We start from the raw sequence: 18730 nt of genomic DNA on the forward strand, positions 1-18730 counted from the left end.
AGGAAGTGGTGCTCGACCTCCCAGGCGTAGTCGTAGCCCACGCGGTCCGCCAGCTCGATCTGCTCGAGCGAGTTCTGGATCAGCCGGTGCTCGCTGTCGTGGCCCCAGGGCCGCGGCAGCTGGTGCTCGTAGAAAATCCCGAATTTCATCGCTCTCCCGTCCTCCCGCTGCGCCCCATCTTACCGGAGCCGGGGAACCCCCCGCCGGCCGGCGCCCCGCCGTGACGCCGCCCCTCGGAAAGCCGGGCCGACTTGCCGATGAGTGAGCCATGGTGAAGGCTCGGAAGCTGTCTCTGGCGCTGCTGTCGGCGGGTTTCCTGCTGGTCTGCCGGCCCGCGGGCGCGCAGGTCGTCGTCCCGGACGACGTGGCGAATTGCCAGTGGTTCAAGATCACGGCCAGCGCCTCGGGCTACGAGTACAAGGCCGACGCCGCCGGTCTGGGGTCGAAGCGCTCGGTGCGCGCCACCTGCTACATGCAGCTCGTGTACGTGCCGTCGGCCACGCCCGACGACCTCGCGAGCTTTCCGTACGGCCGCTACGCCGCGCCGCTCCTGTGCCAGACCGGCCAGGGCGCGGAGCCCGTCTGGGAGGCGACCGGGATGGAGCAGAGCTTCTCGGGCATGAAGCTCGCCGACCTGAACGTCCTCGCCGCGGACAACTATCTCAGCTTCAAGAATGCGGGCGGCGACGTGATCCAGGGCTACGGCGCGCATCGCATCCTGATCAAGGTCGACCCGAAGACGGGCGCCTTCAAGAGCGCGACCTTCCAGACGCTGGGCGGCGAGATGATCGACGGCTCGATGTTCTTCGAGTCGTTCATGACCGTGGTGGGCGGCTGGACGGCCAAGGGCGCGACGCTGCCCGTGGCGAAGGTCCCGCTGGAAGCGCAACAGCTCGTCGCCGGGGGCATGTGCCCCGCCGCACCCGCGCCCTAGCCCGTCACGCGCGCGCGTCGCCCTCGCGGTCGAGACACGGCTCGCACAGGAACGGCGGCACGCCGCTGACTCCCATGCCCAGATAGGCCGGGTCGCCGCGGCGCATCGCGCGGCCGCAGCCGCCGCACTCGCGCGCGGCGTTCAGCACCACGGGCTGCCAGGCGCTGACGTCGGCGAACTCACGCGCTGACTCGGCGCGCGCTGGCTCGGGTGGGCGCGGGGCCGCAGGCGGCTCGGGCGGCCGGCGCTCGGCGCGCGGCTCGCGCTCCATCTCCACGATGCGCTCGCGCGCGCCCTCGGTGCGGCGGCGCCAGTGGCGCTCGAAGCGGCGGCCGAAGTCCTGCGCCTCCTCGACCACGTCTTCGACCAGCTCGCCCACGTTCTCGGTCACGGCCTCGACCGCGTCGAAGACGTCTTCGAGCACGTTGCGCACCAGGTTCGAGACGGGCACCCGCAAGCGGCGGGCGGCGTCCTGCAACGCCTCGTCGAGCTCCTCGGAAACGCGCGTGTGCAACACCCTCTCCTTCCGGCGGCGCCGGCGCCGCTCCTCTCGATCGTTGATCCGCTCGTCGTCTCGGTCGTTCTCGGAGTCCATGTGCGCCACTGTATCACATCGTGATACGTCGCCAAGGATTTTCTTCCGTGCGATGATCGCGGCATGGCGAGCGCGCTTCGCAAGCTGGCGCCCGGGCTGTGGGTTGCCGAGTGCAGCTTCCGCAACGGACCCTTCGAGTTCGGGCTGCGCATGAGCGTGATCCAGCTGCGGGACGGCGGGCTCGTCCTGCACTCCCCCGTGCGGCTACGGCCCGAGCTGCGGGCGGAGCTCGATGCGCTGGGCCCGGTGCGCGGCGTGATCGCACCCAGCCGTGCCCACCACTTGTTCGCCAGCGACTATCCGACCGGCTACCCCGACGCCCTGCTGTTCGCGGCGCCCGGCCTGCCCGAGAAGCGTCCCGACCTGAAGTTTGCGGCCGAGCTGTCGGACGAAGCGCCGCCGCTCTGGCGCTCGGAGCTCGAGCAGCACGTGTTCCGCGGCGCGCCGATCATGAACGAGGTCGTCTTCTTCCACCCGGCTTCGCGCACGGTGCTGTTCACCGACCTGGTCTTCAACCTGCCCGCCGGCGCGGGCAACTGGGCGAGCCGGATCTTCTTCCGCGCGGTGGGCGCCGACCGCCGGTTCGGGCCGCACCGGCTGGTGAGATACCTGTTCATCCGCGACCGCGCGAAGGCGCGTGAGTCGCTGCAGCGCATCCTGGCCTGGGACTTCGACCGGGTCACGCTGACTCACGGCGACGTGCTCGAGACCGGTGGCCACGAGGCCGTGCGCCGCGCGTTCGCGTTTCTCGGCTAGCGCCGCCGAGCCTCGCGCTCGAGCACGCGCGCGCTGGGACGCACCCGGCGCGCGCGGTCGAAGAGCCCGAAGGCCACGTCGTAGCCGTGCAGCCACTCGTAGTTGTCGACGGCGGTCCAGTGGAAGAAGCCGCGCACGTCGATGCCGCGCGCGATGGCGGCGTGGGTGAGCTCGAGGCCGCGCTCGAGATACCGGGCGCGCTGTGAGTCGTCGTCGGTGCCGATGCCGTACTCGGCCACGAGCAGCGGCGTGCCCGGGACGATCTCGTGCAGCTCGTCCAGCACGAGCCCCAGGCCCTCGGGCCAGATCGCGTAGCCCAGCGGCGAGCGCGGGCCGTCCGGCGGGTGGGCCACGATGCGCCCCTCGCGCACCCCCAGCGCCGCGTAGTAGGAGAAGCCGATCCAGTCGAAGCAGCCCGCCAGGTCCGGGCGCTCGACCGGCGCGCGCCCCGGCACGCGCAGCACGCCGTCGCGGAACAGCTCGAGCCCCGGCGTCCACGAGCTCTTGCGCGCGCGCTCGAGTCTGTCGTGGGTCGCGGGCAGATCGTCCTGCGCCACCAGCGCAGATAGCGCGAAGATCGACGACACGGTCGCACCCGTCCGGCGCAAGCGCGCCGCGGCCTCGGCGGTCGCGAGCTGGATCTGCTCGGTCACGCGCGCGAACTCGTCGCGGTCGTCGTGACCCGGCGGCAGCCCGCCGCCGCGGTAGGCGCCCAGCGGGTAGAAGTTGAACTCGTTCACCGGCTGCCAGCCGCCCACCAGGTCGCCGAACGTCTCGGCCACGAAGTCGACGTGGCGGCGCCAGTGCTCGGTGCGATTGCGCTCGACCAGGAACCCCCCGCTCGCGGCGAACCAGCGCGGCAGGGTGAAGTGGTGCAGACACACCCAGGGCACGATGCCCGCGTTCCGGGCGGCGGCGAGCACCCGGCGATAGTGCTCGACCGCGGCCGGGTCGTGCACGCCCGGCTCCGGCTCGAGCCGCGCCCACTCGAGTGACAGCCGGTGGTGAGTGAGCCCGAGCCCCGCCAGCAGCGCGAAGTCCTCGGCATAGCGCGTGGCGAAGCCGTTCCCGTCACCGGAGGGCGGCGCGCGGCCTGCGCGCTCCCAGTCCCACCAGTCGGACGCCGGTGCGGCGCCCTCGCACTGAGTCGAGGAGGCGCCCGTGCCCCACAGGAAGTCCTCGGGCCAATCCACCTAGCGCGCCGGAATCAATGGCAGGAGCAGCCGTGAGTCGAAGCGGCCGCCCGTGTGCAGCGTGATCGTTTGGGCCAGCACGCGGTCGCGCGGGTCATCGTGCAGGAAGGGCGCGATGCGCGGCTCGTCGTGGGCGGCGAGCTCGAGCACCAGGCGCTCGCCCGGCTCGAGCACGATGCTGGTGGGCCAGATCTCGACCTCGACCGGCACGATCTCGCCGGGTGCGACCTTCGCCAGCTCGTCGTGCGTGTGATACGGGCGCCAGGGCTGGGAGCGCGCGGGGTCGAGCTTGCGATGACTCACGCGCTGCCAGCCGCAGGCGACCGGGAAGCCCGGGTTGATCGAGCCCTGGAACGTGACCTCGTTCCCCGCCGGGTCGAGCTTGCGCAGGATCACGAACAAGTCGGCGTCGTCGGCCGACGAAGACACCCACACGCGCAGGGCGAGCGGACCGGTGAACTCGGTCTCGGACTCGAACGGCGCGCTGGTGAAGCGCGCCCGGGCAGCCTCGCGCGGCGCGCCCAGCTCGGCGCTGTAGCTCGTGGTGGCAGGGCTGCCCGGCGCGACGGTGCTCAGCAGCCCGCGCGCCGCGTCGAGCGGATACTCCGTCCAGCGCGTGCGCGCGATCGGCCACTCGTCCTCGTAGCGCCAGCGCCAGCGCTCGCTGGTGGTGCGGATCGCCAGCTTGATCGGCGGCTCGCGCGTGACTCCGGTGTCGATCCCGCACAGCCAGTAGTCGAGGAAGCGCTTCTGCGTGAGTCGGCCCTCGAGCGAGTAGAACGGCTCGATGTGATCGCCGCAGTGGATCTGCAGGCGCTTGTGCGCCGAGCCCGCGCCGAGGAAGCCTTCGACGTTCCCCCGCAGGTGCAGCCCGAAGCCGCCCCAGTTCCCGGCGGAGAGCAGCGGCACCTGGATCTTCGACAGGTCGGGAACGTGGTACGCGGCGGGCGTGAACAGCTCGGGCGGAGTGACTCCGGCGGGCGGCTGTGGCGCGGGCTGCGCGGCGCCTGCGGTCTCGTGCTCGCGCACGTGACTCGCCCAGCGCCGGTTGAAGCCGTTCGAATAGATTCCGCCGTGGCGCGCCGCGTCGCGGTAGGTGTCGACCGCGCCCTCCCAGGGCACGATCGCCGCGAGCTGCGGCGGCTGCGCCGCGGCCACGCGCCAGGCATTCATCGCGAAGTAGGAGATGCCCATGACCGCGACGCGCCCGTTCGAGAACTCCTGCGCGCCCGCCCACTCGACGGCGTCGTGGAAGTCGCGCGCTTCCTCGTCGGACAAGCGCCGGATGCGGCCGGGTGACTTGCCCGTGCCGCGGCCATCCACGCGGATCACCACGTAGCCCTGCGGCACCCACCACTCGGGGTTCACCGTCTCCCAGTGCATGTAGGGCCCGCGCTCGGGCAGGCGCGCGTAGTCGTAGGTCTTGTTCCAGTCCCGGAAGTGGATGTCCTTCGAGTACGGCCCCAGCGTGACGATGGTCGGGAACCTGCCTGCGCCGTCGGGCCGGAACACGTCCGCGACCAGGTGACTCCCGTCGCGCAGCGGGACCTTCGCGTCGCGCTCGATCTTGAGACCGTGATAGACCGCGGTCGACTCTTCGGACGCCATCGCCGGCCCTCCCGAGACCGGCATTGTGTCAGATTGTTGCGCTCGACCTGCGGGTCGCTCGCTCAGCCCAGTGCCTTCTCGATCGCCGCCGTGAGCTCGGGTGCGTCGGGGGCCACGCGCGGGTTGAAGCGCGCGACCACCGCGCCGTTCTTGTCCACCAGGAACTTGCCGAAGTTCCACACGATGTCGCCCGGGCCGTCGGGCTGTGTGGGCTGCGTGGTGAGCCACTGGTAGAGCGGCGCGCGGTTCGCGCCGTTCACGTCGATCTTGGAGAACATGGGGAAGGTGACTCCGTAGTTCCGCTCGCAGAACTCGGCGATCTCCTGCGCGCTGCCCGGCTCCTGGCCCGCGAACTGGTTGCAGGGGAAGCCCAGCACCGCGAAGCCGCGCGCGGAGTACTGGTCGTGGATCTTCTGCAGCCCGGTGTACTGCGGAGTGAGTCCGCACTTCGAGGCCACGTTCACGACCAGCACGGCCTTGCCCTTGAAGTCCGAGAGCTTCCGGTCCTTGCCGTCGAGCGTCTTCTGCTGGAAGTCGTACAGGGTCGTCATGGTGATTCTCCTCTCACTGGCCGGCGACGGTCATCTTGGCGATGCGTACGGTCGGCGCGGCCGTCGCGCCGAGCCAGAGCAGGTCGTCTCCCACCGCGTCGATGTCGCGCAGCATCTGCGCGAGATTGCCCGCGATCGTGATCTCCTCGACAGGATACGCGAGCTCGCCGTTCTCGATCCACATTCCCGCGGCGCCGCGCGAGTAGTCGCCCGTGACTGGGTTGAAGCCCTGCCCGATGAGCTCGGTCACATACAGCCCGCGCGGGGTCGAGGCCAGGATCGCTTCGGGCGACTTCGTGCCCGGCTCGAGCCACAGGTTGGTGGTCGAGGCGCCGCCGCCCCGCACCGCCTGGCCGGTGCTGCGCATGCCGAGCTTGCGCGCCGAGTAGGTGTCGAGCACGTAGCTCACGAGCCGGCCGCGCTCGACCAGCACGTTGCGCCGCGTGACCTGACCTTCGCCGTCGAACGGCTTGCTGCCGAGGCCCCCGGGAATCAGCGGGTCGTCGGTGATCGTGACCGCCGGGCTCGCCACGCGCAGCCCGAGCTTGCCCGCGAGGAAGCTCGTGCCGCGGTAGACCGCGTAGCCGCTGGCGCAGCCCGCGAGCATGCGCACCAGGCTGGGCGCCATGACCGGGTCGAAGATCACGGGCACCTCACAGGTGGGCACGCGCCGGGCGCCCAGGCGGCGCAGCGCGCGCTCGGCCGCGCGCCGGCCCACCGCATCGGCGGGCTCGAGCCCGTGCCAGCGGCGCGAGGCGCTGAACCAGGCGTCGCGCTGCATGCCCGAGTCACCGCGCGCGAGTGACTCGGCCACGATCGAGTGGCGCGCCGAGCCGTAGGCGCCCAGAAAGCCGGCGCTGTTGCCGTAGACCACCTCGCCGAAGCTCGAGCCGGCGTTCGAGCCTTCCGAGTCGCCGATGCGCGGGTCGGTCGCGTGAGCGGCGCTCTCCATGGCGCGCGCGGCCGAGATGCGCGACTCGGGGTCGAACGGCAGGTCGGTCGGGTCGAACAGCGCCAGGTCGGGCACTTCGCGCGCGAACTCACCGTCGGGCAGCCCGGCGCACGCGTCGGGCACCGTGGCGCGCGCCAGCGCCACGGCGTCGGCGGCCGTCCGCGCGACCACGTCGCGCGCCAGGTCCGAGGTGCGCGTCGCCGCACTCGAGAGACCGCCGCGCCCGCCCACGAACACGCGCACCGACAGACCCTTGTCGCGCGACTGCTTCACGAAGTCGATCTCGGCGCCGCGCACGCGCGTCTCGAACGCCTCGCCCGAGGCGAGCGTGACTTCGGCCTGGAAGGCGCCCGCGGCGCGCGCTCTCTCGAGCGCGAAGCCCACCAGGTCCTGCGCGGTCTCCACTAGCCCTCCGTACCGCCGACGGTGATGCCGTCGATGCGCAGCGTGGGCTGGCCCACGCCGACCGGCACGCCCTGCCCGTCCTTGCCGCAGGTGCCCACGCCCGGGTCGAGCTTCAGGTCGTTGCCGATACGAGTCACTCGGGTCAGCACGTCGGGGCCGTTGCCGATCAAGGTCGCGCCCTTCACCGGTGCGCCGAGCTTGCCGTCCTCGATGCGGTAGGCCTCGCTGGCCGAGAACACGAACTTGCCGCTGGTGATGTCGACCTGGCCGCCCGAGAAGCTCACCGCGTACAGACCCGACTTCACCGAGCGCACGATCTCTTCGGGGTCGTCCTGGCCCGCGAGCATGAAGGTGTTGGTCATGCGCGGCATGGGCAGGTGCTGGTAGCTCTCGCGGCGGCCGTTCCCGGTGGGCTTCATACCCATGAGCCGGGCGTTCAGCCGGTCCTGCATGTAGCCCACCAGCACGCCGTCCTCGATCAGCACGTTGTGACCCGTGGGCGTGCCCTCGTCGTCCACGTTGAGTGACCCGCGGCGGCTCGCGATCGTGCCGTCGTCGATCACAGTGACTCCTGGCGCGGCCACGCGCTGGCCGATCTTGTCCGAGAACGCCGAGGTCTTCTTGCGGTTGAAGTCGCCCTCGAGCCCGTGACCCACGGCCTCGTGCAACAGGATCCCCGGCCAGCCCGGGCCGAGCACGACGTCCATGCTGCCCGCCGGGCAGCTCACGGACTCCAGGTTCACGAGCGCCAGCCGCACGGCCTCGTCGACCTGCGCCCGCCAGGCTGCGGGATCGAGCAGCCGCTCGAGTGAGTAGCGCCCGCCCGCGCCCTGCGACGCGGTCTCGCGCCGGCCGCCCTGCGCGGCGATCACCTGCACGCGCAGGATCACCAGCGGCTGCACGTCGGTCACCCAGGTGCCGTCGCTGGCCGCGATCATGAGCTGGCGCTGCTCGCACGAGAGACTCGCCATGACCTGAGCGATGCGCGGGTCGCGGCTGCGCGCGTAGGCGTCGATCTCCTGCAGCAGCCGCACCTTGCCCTCGATCGGCACGTCGGTCGGCGCTTGCGCCAGCGGGTAGAGGTCGAGCGCGGGCGGCTTGGGTCCGCGCAGCGCGACCTTCCGCGCGCGCCCCGAGCCCTCGGCGATCGCGCGCGCGGCGCCCGCCGCGAGCTCGAGACTCTTCACCGTGATCTCGTCCGAGTGCGCGTAGCCCTGCCGCTCGCCTGCCTGTGCGCGAACTCCGACGCCCTGGTCCACGGCGCGGTGACCGCTCTTCACGATCCCGTCCTCGAGCGACACCGCGTCGCGCGCGGTGTACTCGAAGAACAAGTCCGCGTAGTCGACGGGGCGCGACAGCGCGTGCGAGAAGGCGGTGTCGATGGCTCTCGGGTCGATCCCGAAGCGTTCGCGAAATACCGGTGCCGTGAGTGCGGCTTCGGTCTCGGCCATGGCCTTTCCTCCCACAACGGTCAGGGTACCATGGCCCGCACGATGAGCCCCTCGCGCGACGCACTCCTCCGCCAGCTACTCGACGAGCGCATTCTGGTCGTCGACGGCTCGATGGGCGTGCTCCTGCAGGGCATGGGGCTGGGTGAGGACGACTTCCGCGGCCAGCGCTTCGCGAAGCACCCCTACGACCTGAAGGGTCACGACGGGGTGCTCGTGCTGTCCAATCCGAGCCGCATCGAGCGCGTGCACCGCGACTATCTCGAGGCCGGCGCCGACCTGATCATCACCGCCACGTTCAACGGCTCGTCGATCTCGCTCGCCGACTATCACCTCGAGCCGATCGCGGCCGAGCTCAACCTCGAGGCCGCGCGGCTGGCGCGGCGCGTGGCCGACGAGTTCAGCGCGCGCACGCCGAACAAGCCGCGCTTCGTGATCGGCGACCTGGGTCCCCTGCCCAAGACGCTCTCGCTCTCGCCCGACGTGAACGACCCCGCGTTCCGCTCGGTGACCTTCGACCAGGTGCGCGATGCCTACGCCACCCAGGTGCGCGGCCTGCTCGAGGGCGGCTCCGACGCGCTGATCATCGAGACCATCTTCGACACACTGAACGCGAAGGCCGCGATCGTGGCCATCGAGGAGGTGTTCGCCGAGCGCGGCGCACGCGTGCCCGTGATGATCTCGGTCACCTTCGCGGACAAGAGCGGGCGCAACCTCTCCGGCCAGACGGTCGGCGCGTTCTGGAACTCCGTGCAGCACGCGAAGCCGCTCATGGTCGGCATCAACTGCGGGCTCGGTCCGGCCGAGTCACGCCCCTATCTCGAAGAGCTGTCGCGCATCGCCGACACCTACGTGTCGTGTCACCCGAACGCCGGTATGCCCAACGCGCTGGGCGGCTACGACCAGACGCCCGAGACCATGTCGGAGCTGATGGGCGAGTTCGCGCGCTCGGGGCTGGTGAACATGATCGGCTCGTGCTGCGGCAGCGGGCCCGAGCACATCCGCCAGATCGCGGCCGCGGTCGAGGGCGTGGCGCCGCGCCGCGTGCCGTGTTTCGCGGAGCGCCGCACCACCTTCTCCGGGCTCGAGACGTTCACCTTCTCGCCCGAGATCCCGTTCGTGATGGTCGGCGAGCGCACCAACGTGACCGGCAGCAAGAAGTTCGCCGGGCTGATCCAGTCCGGTGACTTCGAGGCCGCCGCCACGGTGGCCCTCGACCAGGTGCGCGGCGGCGCGAACATCCTCGACGTCAACGTCGACGAGGCCATGCTCGACGGCCCGGCCACGATGACCCGCTTCCTCAATCAGATCGCGGCCGACGACGAGATCTCGCGCCTGCCGGTCATGGTCGACAGCTCCGACTTCCGCGTGATCGAGGCCGGCCTGCGCTGCCTGCAGGGCAAGTCGATCGTGAACTCACTCTCGCTGAAAGAGGGCGAGGCCGATTTCCTGCACAAGGCCGAGGTCGCGCGGCGCTTCGGCGCCGGCGTGGTGGTCATGGCCTTCGACGAGCGCGGACAGGCGGAGACGGTCGAGCGCAAAGTCGAAATCTGCTCGCGCGCGTACAAGCTCTTGACCGAGCGCGCGGGCTTCGCGGGCGAGGACATCGTCTTCGACCCGAACATCCTGGCGATCGCGACCGGCATCGAGGAGCACAACCGCTTCGCGCTGAACTATCTCGAGGCGATTCCGCGCATCAAGGCGGCCTGCCCGGGCGCGAAGATCTCGGGCGGTGTCTCGAACCTCTCGTTCTCGTTCCGTGGCAACGAGCGCGTGCGCGAGGCCATCCACACCGCATTCCTCTACCACGCCACGCGCGCGGGCATGGACATGGGCATCGTCAACGCCGGGCAGCTCGGCGTGTACGAGGACATCCCGAAGGACTTGCTCGAGCGGGTGGAAGACATCCTGTTCGACCGCCGGCCCGACGCGACCGAGCGCATGATCGAGTTCGCCGAGCGCGTGAAGGGCGCGGGCAAGAAGCGCGAGGTCGACCTGTCCTGGCGCGAGGCTCCGGTCGAGTCACGACTCAGTCACGCGCTCGTGCACGGGCTGGTCGACTTCATCGAGCAGGACGTCGAAGAAGCGCGCCAGAAGCTGCCGCGTCCGCTCGACGTGATCGAAGGCCCGCTGATGGAGGGCATGAAGGTCGTGGGCGACCTGTTCGGCGCGGGCAAGATGTTCCTGCCGCAGGTCGTGAAGAGCGCGCGCGCCATGAAGCGCGCCGTCGCCTATCTCGAGCCCTTCATGGCGAAGGAGAAGGCGACCGCGCGCTCGGCCGGCAAGATCGTGCTCGCCACCGTGAAGGGCGACGTGCACGACATCGGCAAGAACATCGTCGGCGTGGTGCTGGGCTGCAACGGCTACGAGGTGATCGACCTCGGCGTCATGGTGCCCGCGGACCGCATTCTCGAGACCGCGAAGAACGAGCACTGCGACGCGATCGGTCTGTCGGGGCTGATCACGCCCTCGCTCGAGGAGATGGTCGGCGTGGCGCGCGAGATGCAACGCCAGGGCTTCCGCCTGCCGCTCCTGATCGGCGGCGCCACCACCTCGACTCAGCACACGGCGGTGCGCATCGCCCCGCAGTACGAGCCGCCGACGGTGCACGTGTCCGACGCGTCGCGCGTGGTGGGCGTGCTGTCGAGCGTGCTCGACTCCGGCAAGCTCGTGGAGTTCGACCGCAAGAACCGCGCGTCGCAGGAGAGATTGCGGCTCGCGCACGCCTCGCGCACGACGAAGGAGCTGATTCCGCTGGCCCAGGCGCGCGCGCGCCGAGTCACTGTGGACTTCTCGCCCGCGAACCTGGCGCTGCCCGAGTTCACCGGCCGGCGCGTGCTCGCCGACGCGCCGCTGCGCGAGATCGAGCGCTTCATCGACTGGACCTTCTTCTTCACCGCCTGGGAGCTGAAGGGCCGCTTCCCCGCGCTGCTCGATCACCCGGTGCAGGGCCCGGCGGCGCGCGAGCTGTACGAGAACGGCAAGGCCTTGCTGCGCAAGCTGGTCGACGGCCGCGAGCTGCACGCGCGCGGCGTGTACGGCTTCTGGCCCGCGAACTCCGACGGCGACGACCTGGTGCTCTGGAGCGACGCGTCGCGCAAGCACGAAGCCGCGCGCTTCCCCATGCTGCGCCAGCAGCGGACCACCGGCGACCAGGACCCGTGCCTGTGTCTGGCCGACTACGTCGCGCCGCTCGACTCGGGAGTCACCGACTCGATCGGCGCGTTCGCAGTCACTGCCGGCATCGGCGCCGACGAGGTCGCGCGCCGCTTCGAGGCCGAGCTCGACGACTACCACGCCATCATGACCAAATCGCTCGCCGACCGGCTGGCCGAGGCGTTCGCGGAGTGGCTGCACGCGCGCGTGCGCCGCGAGTGGGGCTACGGCCGCGCCGAGAGCCTCACGAACGAGGACCTGATCGCCGAGAAGTACCGCGGCATCCGGCCCGCGATCGGCTACCCCGCGTGCCCCGACCACGAAGCGAAGGTCACCCTGTTCGACCTCCTGGGCGCGCGCGAGATCGGCATGGACCTGACCTCGGGCTACGCCATGACTCCGCCCGCGAGCGTGGCCGGGCTCTACCTCGCGCACCCGAAAGCCCGCTACTTCAGCGTGGGCAAGATCGGGAAGGACCAGGTCGCGGACTACGCCGCGCGCAGGGGCGTCACCACGCGGCACGTCGAGCGCGCCTTAGCCCCCCAGCTTGGATATGAGCCAGAGCAAACTTAGGCCCGACGGAATGGCCGAGCGAAGGCCGTCCTGAGCGAGGCCCGCAAGCGGCGGAGCCGCGCGCAGTGAGCCGAAGGCGAACGAAGCTCAGAAAGACAAGGCGGTGGTCAGGATCCCCAGCAGGATGGCGACGGCCAACAGGATCTTGTCCGGGTTCAAGCGGCTCCCCTCGTATGCGCTCATTGCGCGGGGTATATCGCTCCCCGGTGAAAGCCGAGCTGTGATTTGCGTCACCGGCGCGCGCGCCCGAAGCGGCAAGACGCCCGCGGAGCGTGCCCCCAACCCATTGAATTTCAATGGGAATCAGGAAGCGCCCGCGCCCCAGCGATCGGTGTAGGCGAGCTTGTCCGGCGCCTTGCGGGTGAGCGGGCCGTGCCCCTTTCGCAACGGCCAGCCCAGCGGAATCGCGGCGCACGTGCCCCAGCCGGCGGGGATGTCGAGCAACACCTTCACCGCCGCTTCGTGCTGACACAGGAGCGTAGTGAGAACGCACCCGAGCCCCTCGGCGCGCGCGGCGAGCAGGAAGTTCTGCACCGCGGGATACACCGAGCCGCCGCCCACGACGGTCGGCCGGTCGAGGCCTTCGTCGGTGATCGCCATCTGCTTGGGGTCGAAGCAGAACACGGCCACGACCGGTGTCTGGCCGAAGTGCGCGGCCAGATGGTCACCGGCCGCGAGCGTGCGCTCGTGCGGCGCGCGGCGCGCGTCGGGCAGCGGCGCGAGGTTCCTGCGCACCTGGCCCGCGTAGGCGGACCAGCTGCGCGCGTAGAGCTCGGCGAGTGACTGCTTGAGCGAGGGTGAGCGCACCAGCACCACGCGCCACGGCTGCACGTTCCCGCCGGTCGGCGCCCAGGCGGCGGCCTGCACCAGGCGCTCGAGCACGTCGTCGGGGATCGGGTCGGGCCGCAGCCTCCGCACGGCGCGGCAGGTGCTCATCGCCTCGTACAGGTCCACCGGGCGCTAGCTCGGGCGCAGCAGGCGGATGCGCACGCCGCAGATCTCGACCTCGTCGTGAGTCGCGGGCACGCCGCGCGCGCGCGCGCGGTGCACCACCTCGAGCGGGTCGCTGACCTCGACGTCGAGCCCCGATACGCCCTCGCCGCGCCCGTCGTGGTCGGCCACGAAGCGCAGGTAGGTGCCGCCGTCGAGCGCGAGCTCGTAGCCGCCTTCGGCGCGCGGGCGCACGGGCCGGCCGAACACCTGGCCCCAGCGCTCGGCGAGCGCGCGCGGGTCGGGACCCTGCAGCTCTGCGCCGACCATGCGCCGCGTCAGGTCGGTGCGCACGTGCTCGCGCCACTCCGGTCCGGCCCACAGCCAGCCGTCGGGCTCGCGCATCCAGTCGAACGAGAGGATCGCGGCGCCGACGTCGCGCGGGTGCAGGTGGATCGTCGCCGCGGGCGCGAGCTCGGCCTTCCACACGATGCGCACGCCGAGCTCCTCGACGCGCTTGCGCTGCGCGGCCAGATCGTCGACCTGCACGATCACCATGTAGCCGCCGTCGCCGCGCCGCCGCTCGAGCAAGCGGCCCGCCGTCGTGCCCTCGCGCACGGGCGAGACCACTTCCAGGAAGCGGTCGCCCAGGGGCATGAGCGCGTTGTGCAGGCCGAACTCGGCCACGCCGGGGTCGCGGAAGCAGACCTCGACTCCGAGCACGCCACACAAGTCGTCGACCACCTTGGCCAGGTCCTGGGCCACGAACGCGATCTGTCGCAGGCGCATCATGTGCGCAGTGTGCACCCGGAGCGGCGCGGATTGCTACGGCGCGGCGGCCGGGCAGACCGGCATGGGCCCGGGCGCGCGGCCCGCGAGGTAGCGGCGCAGCACGGTCAGGTCCGCGACGTCGCACTCGGTCCCGCCGGTCACGCTGCAGCGCGAGAGCTCGCCGGCAGTCAGCCCGGAAGTCAGCGGGTTCGCGAACGCGAAGCGCAGACGGAACACGTCGGCCGAGTTGCGCACGGTGTTCGCGTCGAGATTCCCGCAGATCACCGGCTGGACCGCCGCGCAGTTCGGATACACGACGACCTGCTTGGTGGTCGCGAGCCCGAACGGGTCACTCACCGTGAGCGAGAACGTGTAGTAGTAGACGCTCCCGTCGCAGCCCAGCGGCTGGATGTTGGCGGTGGTCGTGCAGTGCGTGTCGACGGGCGCGCTCTCGGTCTGCTCGTTGTGGTGCAGGGTCACCTGCCACTGACAGGCGAGCTGACCCGCGCCCTGCTCCGCATCGCTGATGTTGGCCGTGAGCGGATACGACGTGGTCGAGGTCATGGAGTAGAGCGTCTGACTCGGGGGGCTCGTGATCGTGACTGCCGGCGGCGTGTCGTTGACCGCGACGAAGGTCTGCACGGTCGCGCTCAGGTTGCCGATGTCGCGGACGGTGAGCGTGACCGGGTACATGACCGACACGCCGACCGGCGCGAAGTAGGTGTGAACCGGATTGGCGGCCGTGGAGTTGGGCGTGCCGTCGCCGAAGCTCCAGGTGTAGGTGAGCGGTCCGCCTTCGGGATCGGAGCTGCCGGCGCTCGACAGCGCGACGGTGAGCGGCGTGGGGCCGAACAACGGGGCCGCGCTCGCCTGCGCGACCGGCGGCTGGTTGCCGACGCCCGTGTAGGAGATGCGAGTCACCGTGTTGGCCGCGATGTCGACCTCGTACAAGCCGCCCTGGGGGCTGGTGGCGAGCTGCACCGGGCCGCCCGCGGTGGTGTCGAAATACTCGACCTCGGTCGGGTGATCGAGCGGGTCGTAGTGAATGTTCGACACGTAGCCGAAGCTGTACTCGGCGTGGAAGAAGCTGTTCTGGTAGGCCGGCGGGAAGTCGCTGCCGGTGTACCAGACGCCGCCCGTCACGGTGGCGCCGCCCACCGACTGGCCCACGACGGGCGAGCCCGGCGTGCCGACCTTGATCGAGCCCGGCGTGCTGCCGTCGAAGGTCGGCGTGAGCATCGGCCCGTCCGCGGCGCGCCCGTAGGCGAAGGTCGGCCGGCGGTGCATGAAGCGCGTGATGCTCGGCGGGATCTGCACCGCGGGATTGCAGGGGTTGGGGAAGCTCGGCGTGCCGAGCGTCTCCTGCACGATCAGGTCGGTGAAGTAGAAGAACGGCTGGGTGCACCCCCCGACGCCGAACAGCGGATTCGGCGCGTCGGGATTCGCCACCTGGACCACCGAGTACAGCGGGTTGGGATCCATGCCCTCGAAGATCGGCCAGCCCGAGTTGTAGCCGCCGGTGTCGACGACCTCGAGCTCCTCCCAGGTGTTCCAGCCCACGTTCCCGACGTAGAGCGAGCCGGGGTCGCCGTCGTCCTGGTCGTGACTCCCAGTGCCCGGCCGCACGGTGAAGCGGAACGGGTTGCGCATGCCGAGCGCGTACACGCGCGAGCGCGGCGCGCGCGGGTTGTTGGGGTCGTAGAACGGATTGCTGGGCAGCCCGTCGCCGGTCTGCGGGTCCAGGCGCAGGATCTTGCCGTTCAGCGAGGTCGTGAGCTGCGCGCGAAACGCGCCCACGTCGTCGTGCGGCGAGATGATGCCTTCCTGCAGTGCCTGGACCGTGGCAGAGCCTTGCGACGGGCCGCCGGTGTCCACGCCCGCGTAGCTGCCGCCGTCGCCGCAGCTCGCCAGCAGTGAGTCGTCGTTGCCGAACACGAGTGACCCGACGCCGTGGGACAAGTACAGGATCGCGCAGCCCGTGCTGGGAGTCTCTCCGAGCAGGATCCGGCGCGAGGCGGGATCCACGCTGTGGAACCCGTCGGAGGCGCGCGCCGTGTAGCGCGTGATCCGGCCGATGGTCGGCGGGTTGGTCTCGGACTGGTTCGGGTCGTAGCCGGGCTGTCCGGCGTGCTGCAGGTAGTAGTGGTCGACCGCGTACAGCAGGTAGATGTAGCCGTTGTTCGCGAAGTTCGGGTGCAGCGCGAAGCCGAGCAGCCCGTGGTCGCCCCAGAGCGCGACCTCTTCGGAGATGTCGATCAGCGGCGTGGCCGACTTCACGCCGTTCTCGACGATCCATACGCGGCCCGGGCGCTCCCAGACGTACATGCGGCCGTTGGCGTCGAAGGTGACCCCGACGGGCTGGTCCCACGGCCCCGCGACCAGCGTCTTGGTGAAGCCGGCGGGCAGCGCGGCGCTCGCTCCGCCCGAGAGCGAGGACAGGCACAACAAGAACGACAGCAGCAGCGGTGAGCAGCTTCGGGGCATCAGTGAGTCCGCGTGGGGGACGGGAGTACCTGCGGGATCCTACACTGCGGCGCGGCCGCCGTGAACCCGAAGGCGGCCGCCGTGTAAGATTTGCACGACAACGCAGCTTGCGGGGAGGAGTTTCGAAGTGGCGGGGATCACGGCTTACGGCAGCTATCTGCCCTACAACCGGCTGCAGCGCGCGGCGCTGGGCGCCGGGAAGGGCGAACGCACCGTCGCGAGTTACGACGAGGACTCGGTCTCGATGGCGGTCGAGGCGGGGCGCGACGCGGTGCGCGGCGCGGGCGAGATCGGCGCACTGATCTTCGCCACCACGAGCCCGCCCTACGCGGAGAAGCTGAACGCAGCCACGATCGCTGCTGCGCTCGGCTTGCCGGCGGGGCTGCGCACGCTCGAGCTGGGCTCGTCGACCCGCATGGGTCTGGGGGCGGTGCTCGCCGGCGCCGACGCGGCAGCGGGCGGCACGCGCGCGCTGGTGGTCGCGGCCGACGTGGTGATCGGCGCGCCGGGCGGCGCGCGCGAGTCCGGCGGCGGCGACGCGGCCGCGGCGTTCGTGACCGGCCCCGATGCGGAGGCGATCGCGCGCTTCATCGGACGGGCCTCGGCCACCACCGAGATCCTCGACGTGTGGCGCCTGCCGAGTGACCCGTTCGCAAAGCAGTGGGAGGAGCGCTTCGGCGCCGAGACACTCGGCCCGATCGCGGTCGACGTCGCGACGCGCGCGCTCAAGAGCGCGGGCATCGGCCCCGCCGACCTGAAGGCGGTGGTGCTCGACGGCACGAATCCGCGGGCGGTCGCGGTCGTGGCCGAGGCGCTGCGGCTCAAGCCCGAACAGCTCGCCGACCCGCTGCTGGGCTCGGTGGGCCGCGCGGGCTCGGCGCACGCGGGCCTCGTGCTCGCACGGGTGCTCGACCGGGCGAACACGGGCGACAAGCTGCTGGTGCTGTGCTGCGCGGACGGCGCCGACGCGGTGGTGCTCGAAGTCACCGACCGCCTGGCCCAGCACCGCCCGCTCCACTCGGTCGATCGCTGGCTGGGCGCGAAGCGCGCCGACCTGCCGTACAACAACTATCTCAAGTGGCGCGGCATCCTGCCCTTCGAGCCGCCGCGCCGGCCGGAGCCCGAGCGGCCGGCGGCGCCGCCGATGAGGCGCGCCGACCACTGGAAGTACGGATTCATCGGCTCGCGCTGCGAGGCCTGCGGCACCGGTCACCTGCCGCCGCAGCGCGTGTGCGTGAAGTGCGCGGCGGTCGACCAGATGCGCGAGGAGCGCTTCGCCGACAAGGGCTGCAAGGTCGCCACGTACACGCTCGACCACCTGGCCTACACGCTGCAGCCGCCGGTCGTGGCCGCGATCGTCGACTTCGCGGGCGGCGGGCGGCTCTCGTGCGAGCTCACCGACGTGGACCCGAAGGAAGTGAAGATCGGCAACGAGCTCGAGATGACCTTCCGGCGCCTGTACACGGGTCAGGGCGTGCACAACTATTTCTGGAAGGCGCGGCCGAAGCGCTAGATTCCCACAGGGGAAGCAGGGAGAACCATGGCTAGCAGAGGCATCAAGGACCGGGTCGCGATCGTGGGCATGGGCTGCACGCCGTTCGGCGAGCACTGGGACAAGGGCGCGGAGGACCTGTTGGTCGACGCCGCGACCGACGCCTACAAGTCGGCCGGAGTCACGCCCGAGAACGTCGACGCGTACTGGCTCGGCACCATGGGCAGCGGAGTCTCGGGGCTCATGCTCTCCGAGGCGCTGAAGCTCGACTACAAGCCGGTGACTCGCCTCGAGAACATGTGCGCGACCGGCTCCGAAGCCATGCGCAACGCCGCCTACGCCGTGGCCAGCGGCGCCTACGACCTGGTGATGGCGATCGGCGTCGAGAAGCTCAAGGACTCGGGCTACTCCGGACTCACGGGCTCGCGCCCGCCCTCCGACGGCACCGACTCCTCGATGACCGCGCCCGCGACCTTCTCGCTGCTCGCGCCCGCCTACGCCAAGAAGTACGGGGTCGACGAGGCCACGCTGAAGCAGGTGCTCGCGCGCATCGCCTGGAAGAACCACAAGAACGGCGCGAAGAACCCCAAGGCGCAGTTCCGCAAGGAAGTGTCGCTCGAGAAGATCTGCGCTTCTCCGTCGGTGGCGGGCATGCTGGGCGTGTTCGACTGCTCGGGCGTGTCCGACGGCTCGGCGGCGGCGCTGCTGTGCCGCGCCGAGGACGCGCACAAGTACACCCAGCACCCGATCTACCTGAAGGCGCTGTCGTTCGCGGCCGGCCCGGCCGAGGGCTACTTCAGCCAGGACTACGACTTCACGACCTTCCCCGAAGTCGTGGCCAGCTCGACCGACGCCTACAAGCAGGCGGGAGTCACCAACCCG

15 protein-coding genes are annotated in these 18730 nt (G+C 70.8%); 5 read left to right on the forward strand and 10 right to left on the reverse strand.

Annotated elements, in window-relative coordinates; translation table 11 throughout:
- A partial coding sequence (locus tag VMR86_06535) for an LLM class flavin-dependent oxidoreductase (protein ID HTO06698.1) occupies positions 1–149 on the reverse strand: 149 nt, incomplete at its 3' end.
- 119 nt (positions 150–268) lie between these two features.
- Here VMR86_06535 and VMR86_06540 point away from each other — a divergent pair.
- On the forward strand, positions 269–934 hold the full coding sequence (locus tag VMR86_06540) for a hypothetical protein (protein HTO06699.1): 666 nt from the start codon (positions 269–271) through the stop codon (positions 932–934).
- 4 nt (positions 935–938) lie between these two features.
- Here the strand turns inward: VMR86_06540 and VMR86_06545 are convergent, their stop codons facing one another.
- The gene (locus VMR86_06545; GenBank protein HTO06700.1) at positions 939–1448 is read right to left on the reverse strand and encodes a ribbon-helix-helix domain-containing protein; all 510 of its coding nucleotides are present in this window, start codon (positions 1446–1448) and stop codon (positions 939–941) included.
- A 144-nt stretch (positions 1449–1592) separates the two neighbouring features.
- On the opposite strand from VMR86_06545, the gene VMR86_06550 reads away from it, so the two are divergent.
- Positions 1593–2285 carry a DUF4336 domain-containing protein gene (locus VMR86_06550; protein ID HTO06701.1) on the forward strand — a complete coding sequence of 231 codons (693 nt, stop codon included), beginning with the start codon at positions 1593–1595 and terminating at the stop codon, positions 2283–2285.
- Here the strand turns inward: VMR86_06550 and VMR86_06555 are convergent.
- The 5 genes from VMR86_06555 to tldD all read right to left on the reverse strand — a co-directional run bounded on the left by VMR86_06555 (position 2282) and on the right by tldD (position 8445).
- Positions 2282–3478, reverse strand: a complete 1197-nt coding sequence (locus VMR86_06555) for a family 1 glycosylhydrolase (GenBank protein HTO06702.1) — start codon at positions 3476–3478, stop codon at positions 2282–2284. The two genes, VMR86_06550 and VMR86_06555, sit on opposite strands and share 4 nt — an antisense overlap.
- Positions 3479–5086 (reverse strand): CocE/NonD family hydrolase, encoded by a 1608-nt coding sequence (locus VMR86_06560; protein ID HTO06703.1) that lies wholly within the window; start codon positions 5084–5086, stop codon positions 3479–3481.
- Between the two features lie 62 nt (positions 5087–5148).
- Positions 5149–5637, reverse strand: coding sequence for a glutathione peroxidase (locus tag VMR86_06565; GenBank protein ID HTO06704.1), 489 nt, complete (start codon positions 5635–5637; stop codon positions 5149–5151).
- Between the two features lie 13 nt (positions 5638–5650).
- Positions 5651–6994 (reverse strand): TldD/PmbA family protein, encoded by a 1344-nt coding sequence (locus VMR86_06570; GenBank protein HTO06705.1) that lies wholly within the window; start codon positions 6992–6994, stop codon positions 5651–5653.
- Positions 6994–8445, reverse strand: coding sequence for a metalloprotease TldD (gene tldD / locus VMR86_06575; protein HTO06706.1), 1452 nt, complete (start codon positions 8443–8445; stop codon positions 6994–6996). Before tldD ends, VMR86_06570 begins: the two co-directional genes overlap by 1 nt.
- 30 nt (positions 8446–8475) lie before the next feature.
- Here tldD and metH point away from each other — a divergent pair, with 30 nt between their 5' ends.
- Positions 8476–12171 carry a methionine synthase gene (gene metH / locus VMR86_06580; protein ID HTO06707.1) on the forward strand — a complete coding sequence of 1232 codons (3696 nt, stop codon included), beginning with the start codon at positions 8476–8478 and terminating at the stop codon, positions 12169–12171.
- A 303-nt stretch (positions 12172–12474) separates the two neighbouring features.
- Here metH and VMR86_06585 read toward each other — a convergent pair whose 3' ends face one another.
- Genes VMR86_06585 through VMR86_06595 form a run of 3 tightly spaced genes read right to left on the reverse strand, consistent with a single transcriptional unit; the run spans position 12475 to position 16356 of the window.
- The gene (locus VMR86_06585) at positions 12475–13125 is read right to left on the reverse strand and encodes a nitroreductase family protein (GenBank protein HTO06708.1); all 651 of its coding nucleotides are present in this window, start codon (positions 13123–13125) and stop codon (positions 12475–12477) included.
- A 6-nt stretch (positions 13126–13131) separates the two neighbouring features.
- Positions 13132–13893: a VOC family protein gene (locus VMR86_06590; protein ID HTO06709.1), complete on the reverse strand. Its 762-nt coding sequence runs from the start codon at positions 13891–13893 to the stop codon at positions 13132–13134.
- 33 nt (positions 13894–13926) lie between these two features.
- A complete protein-coding gene (locus VMR86_06595) occupies positions 13927–16356 on the reverse strand; it encodes a PQQ-dependent sugar dehydrogenase (protein HTO06710.1) in 2430 nt (809 codons plus the stop codon).
- Between the two features lie 127 nt (positions 16357–16483).
- Here VMR86_06595 and VMR86_06600 point away from each other — a divergent pair, with 127 nt between their 5' ends.
- Together VMR86_06600 and VMR86_06605 are read left to right on the forward strand one after the other, a co-directional pair.
- Positions 16484–17869 carry an OB-fold domain-containing protein gene (locus tag VMR86_06600; protein HTO06711.1) on the forward strand — a complete coding sequence of 462 codons (1386 nt, stop codon included), beginning with the start codon at positions 16484–16486 and terminating at the stop codon, positions 17867–17869.
- A gap of 27 nt (positions 17870–17896) precedes the next feature.
- A partial coding sequence (locus VMR86_06605; GenBank protein HTO06712.1) for an acetyl-CoA acetyltransferase occupies positions 17897–18730 on the forward strand: 834 nt, incomplete at its 3' end.

The organism is Myxococcota bacterium (genome assembly GCA_035498015.1).
Classification (GTDB): Bacteria; Myxococcota_A; UBA9160; order SZUA-336; family SZUA-336; genus VGRW01.

Bases quoted from the DNA above. Each gene is read 5' to 3' on its own strand.
- VMR86_06595 (HTO06710.1), bottom strand. From the start codon at position 16,356: ATGCCCCGAAGCTGCTCACCGCTGCTGCTGTCGTTCTTGTTGTGCCTG.
- VMR86_06560 (HTO06703.1), bottom strand. From the start codon at position 5,086: ATGGCGTCCGAAGAGTCGACCGCGGTCTATCACGGTCTCAAGATCGAG.
- tldD (HTO06706.1), bottom strand. From the start codon at position 8,445: ATGGCCGAGACCGAAGCCGCACTCACGGCACCGGTATTTCGCGAACGC.
- VMR86_06550 (HTO06701.1), top strand. From the start codon at position 1,593: ATGGCGAGCGCGCTTCGCAAGCTGGCGCCCGGGCTGTGGGTTGCCGAG.
- VMR86_06590 (HTO06709.1), bottom strand. From the start codon at position 13,893: ATGATGCGCCTGCGACAGATCGCGTTCGTGGCCCAGGACCTGGCCAAG.
- VMR86_06540 (HTO06699.1), top strand. From the start codon at position 269: ATGGTGAAGGCTCGGAAGCTGTCTCTGGCGCTGCTGTCGGCGGGTTTC.
- metH (HTO06707.1), top strand. From the start codon at position 8,476: ATGGCCCGCACGATGAGCCCCTCGCGCGACGCACTCCTCCGCCAGCTA.
- VMR86_06565 (HTO06704.1), bottom strand. From the start codon at position 5,637: ATGACGACCCTGTACGACTTCCAGCAGAAGACGCTCGACGGCAAGGAC.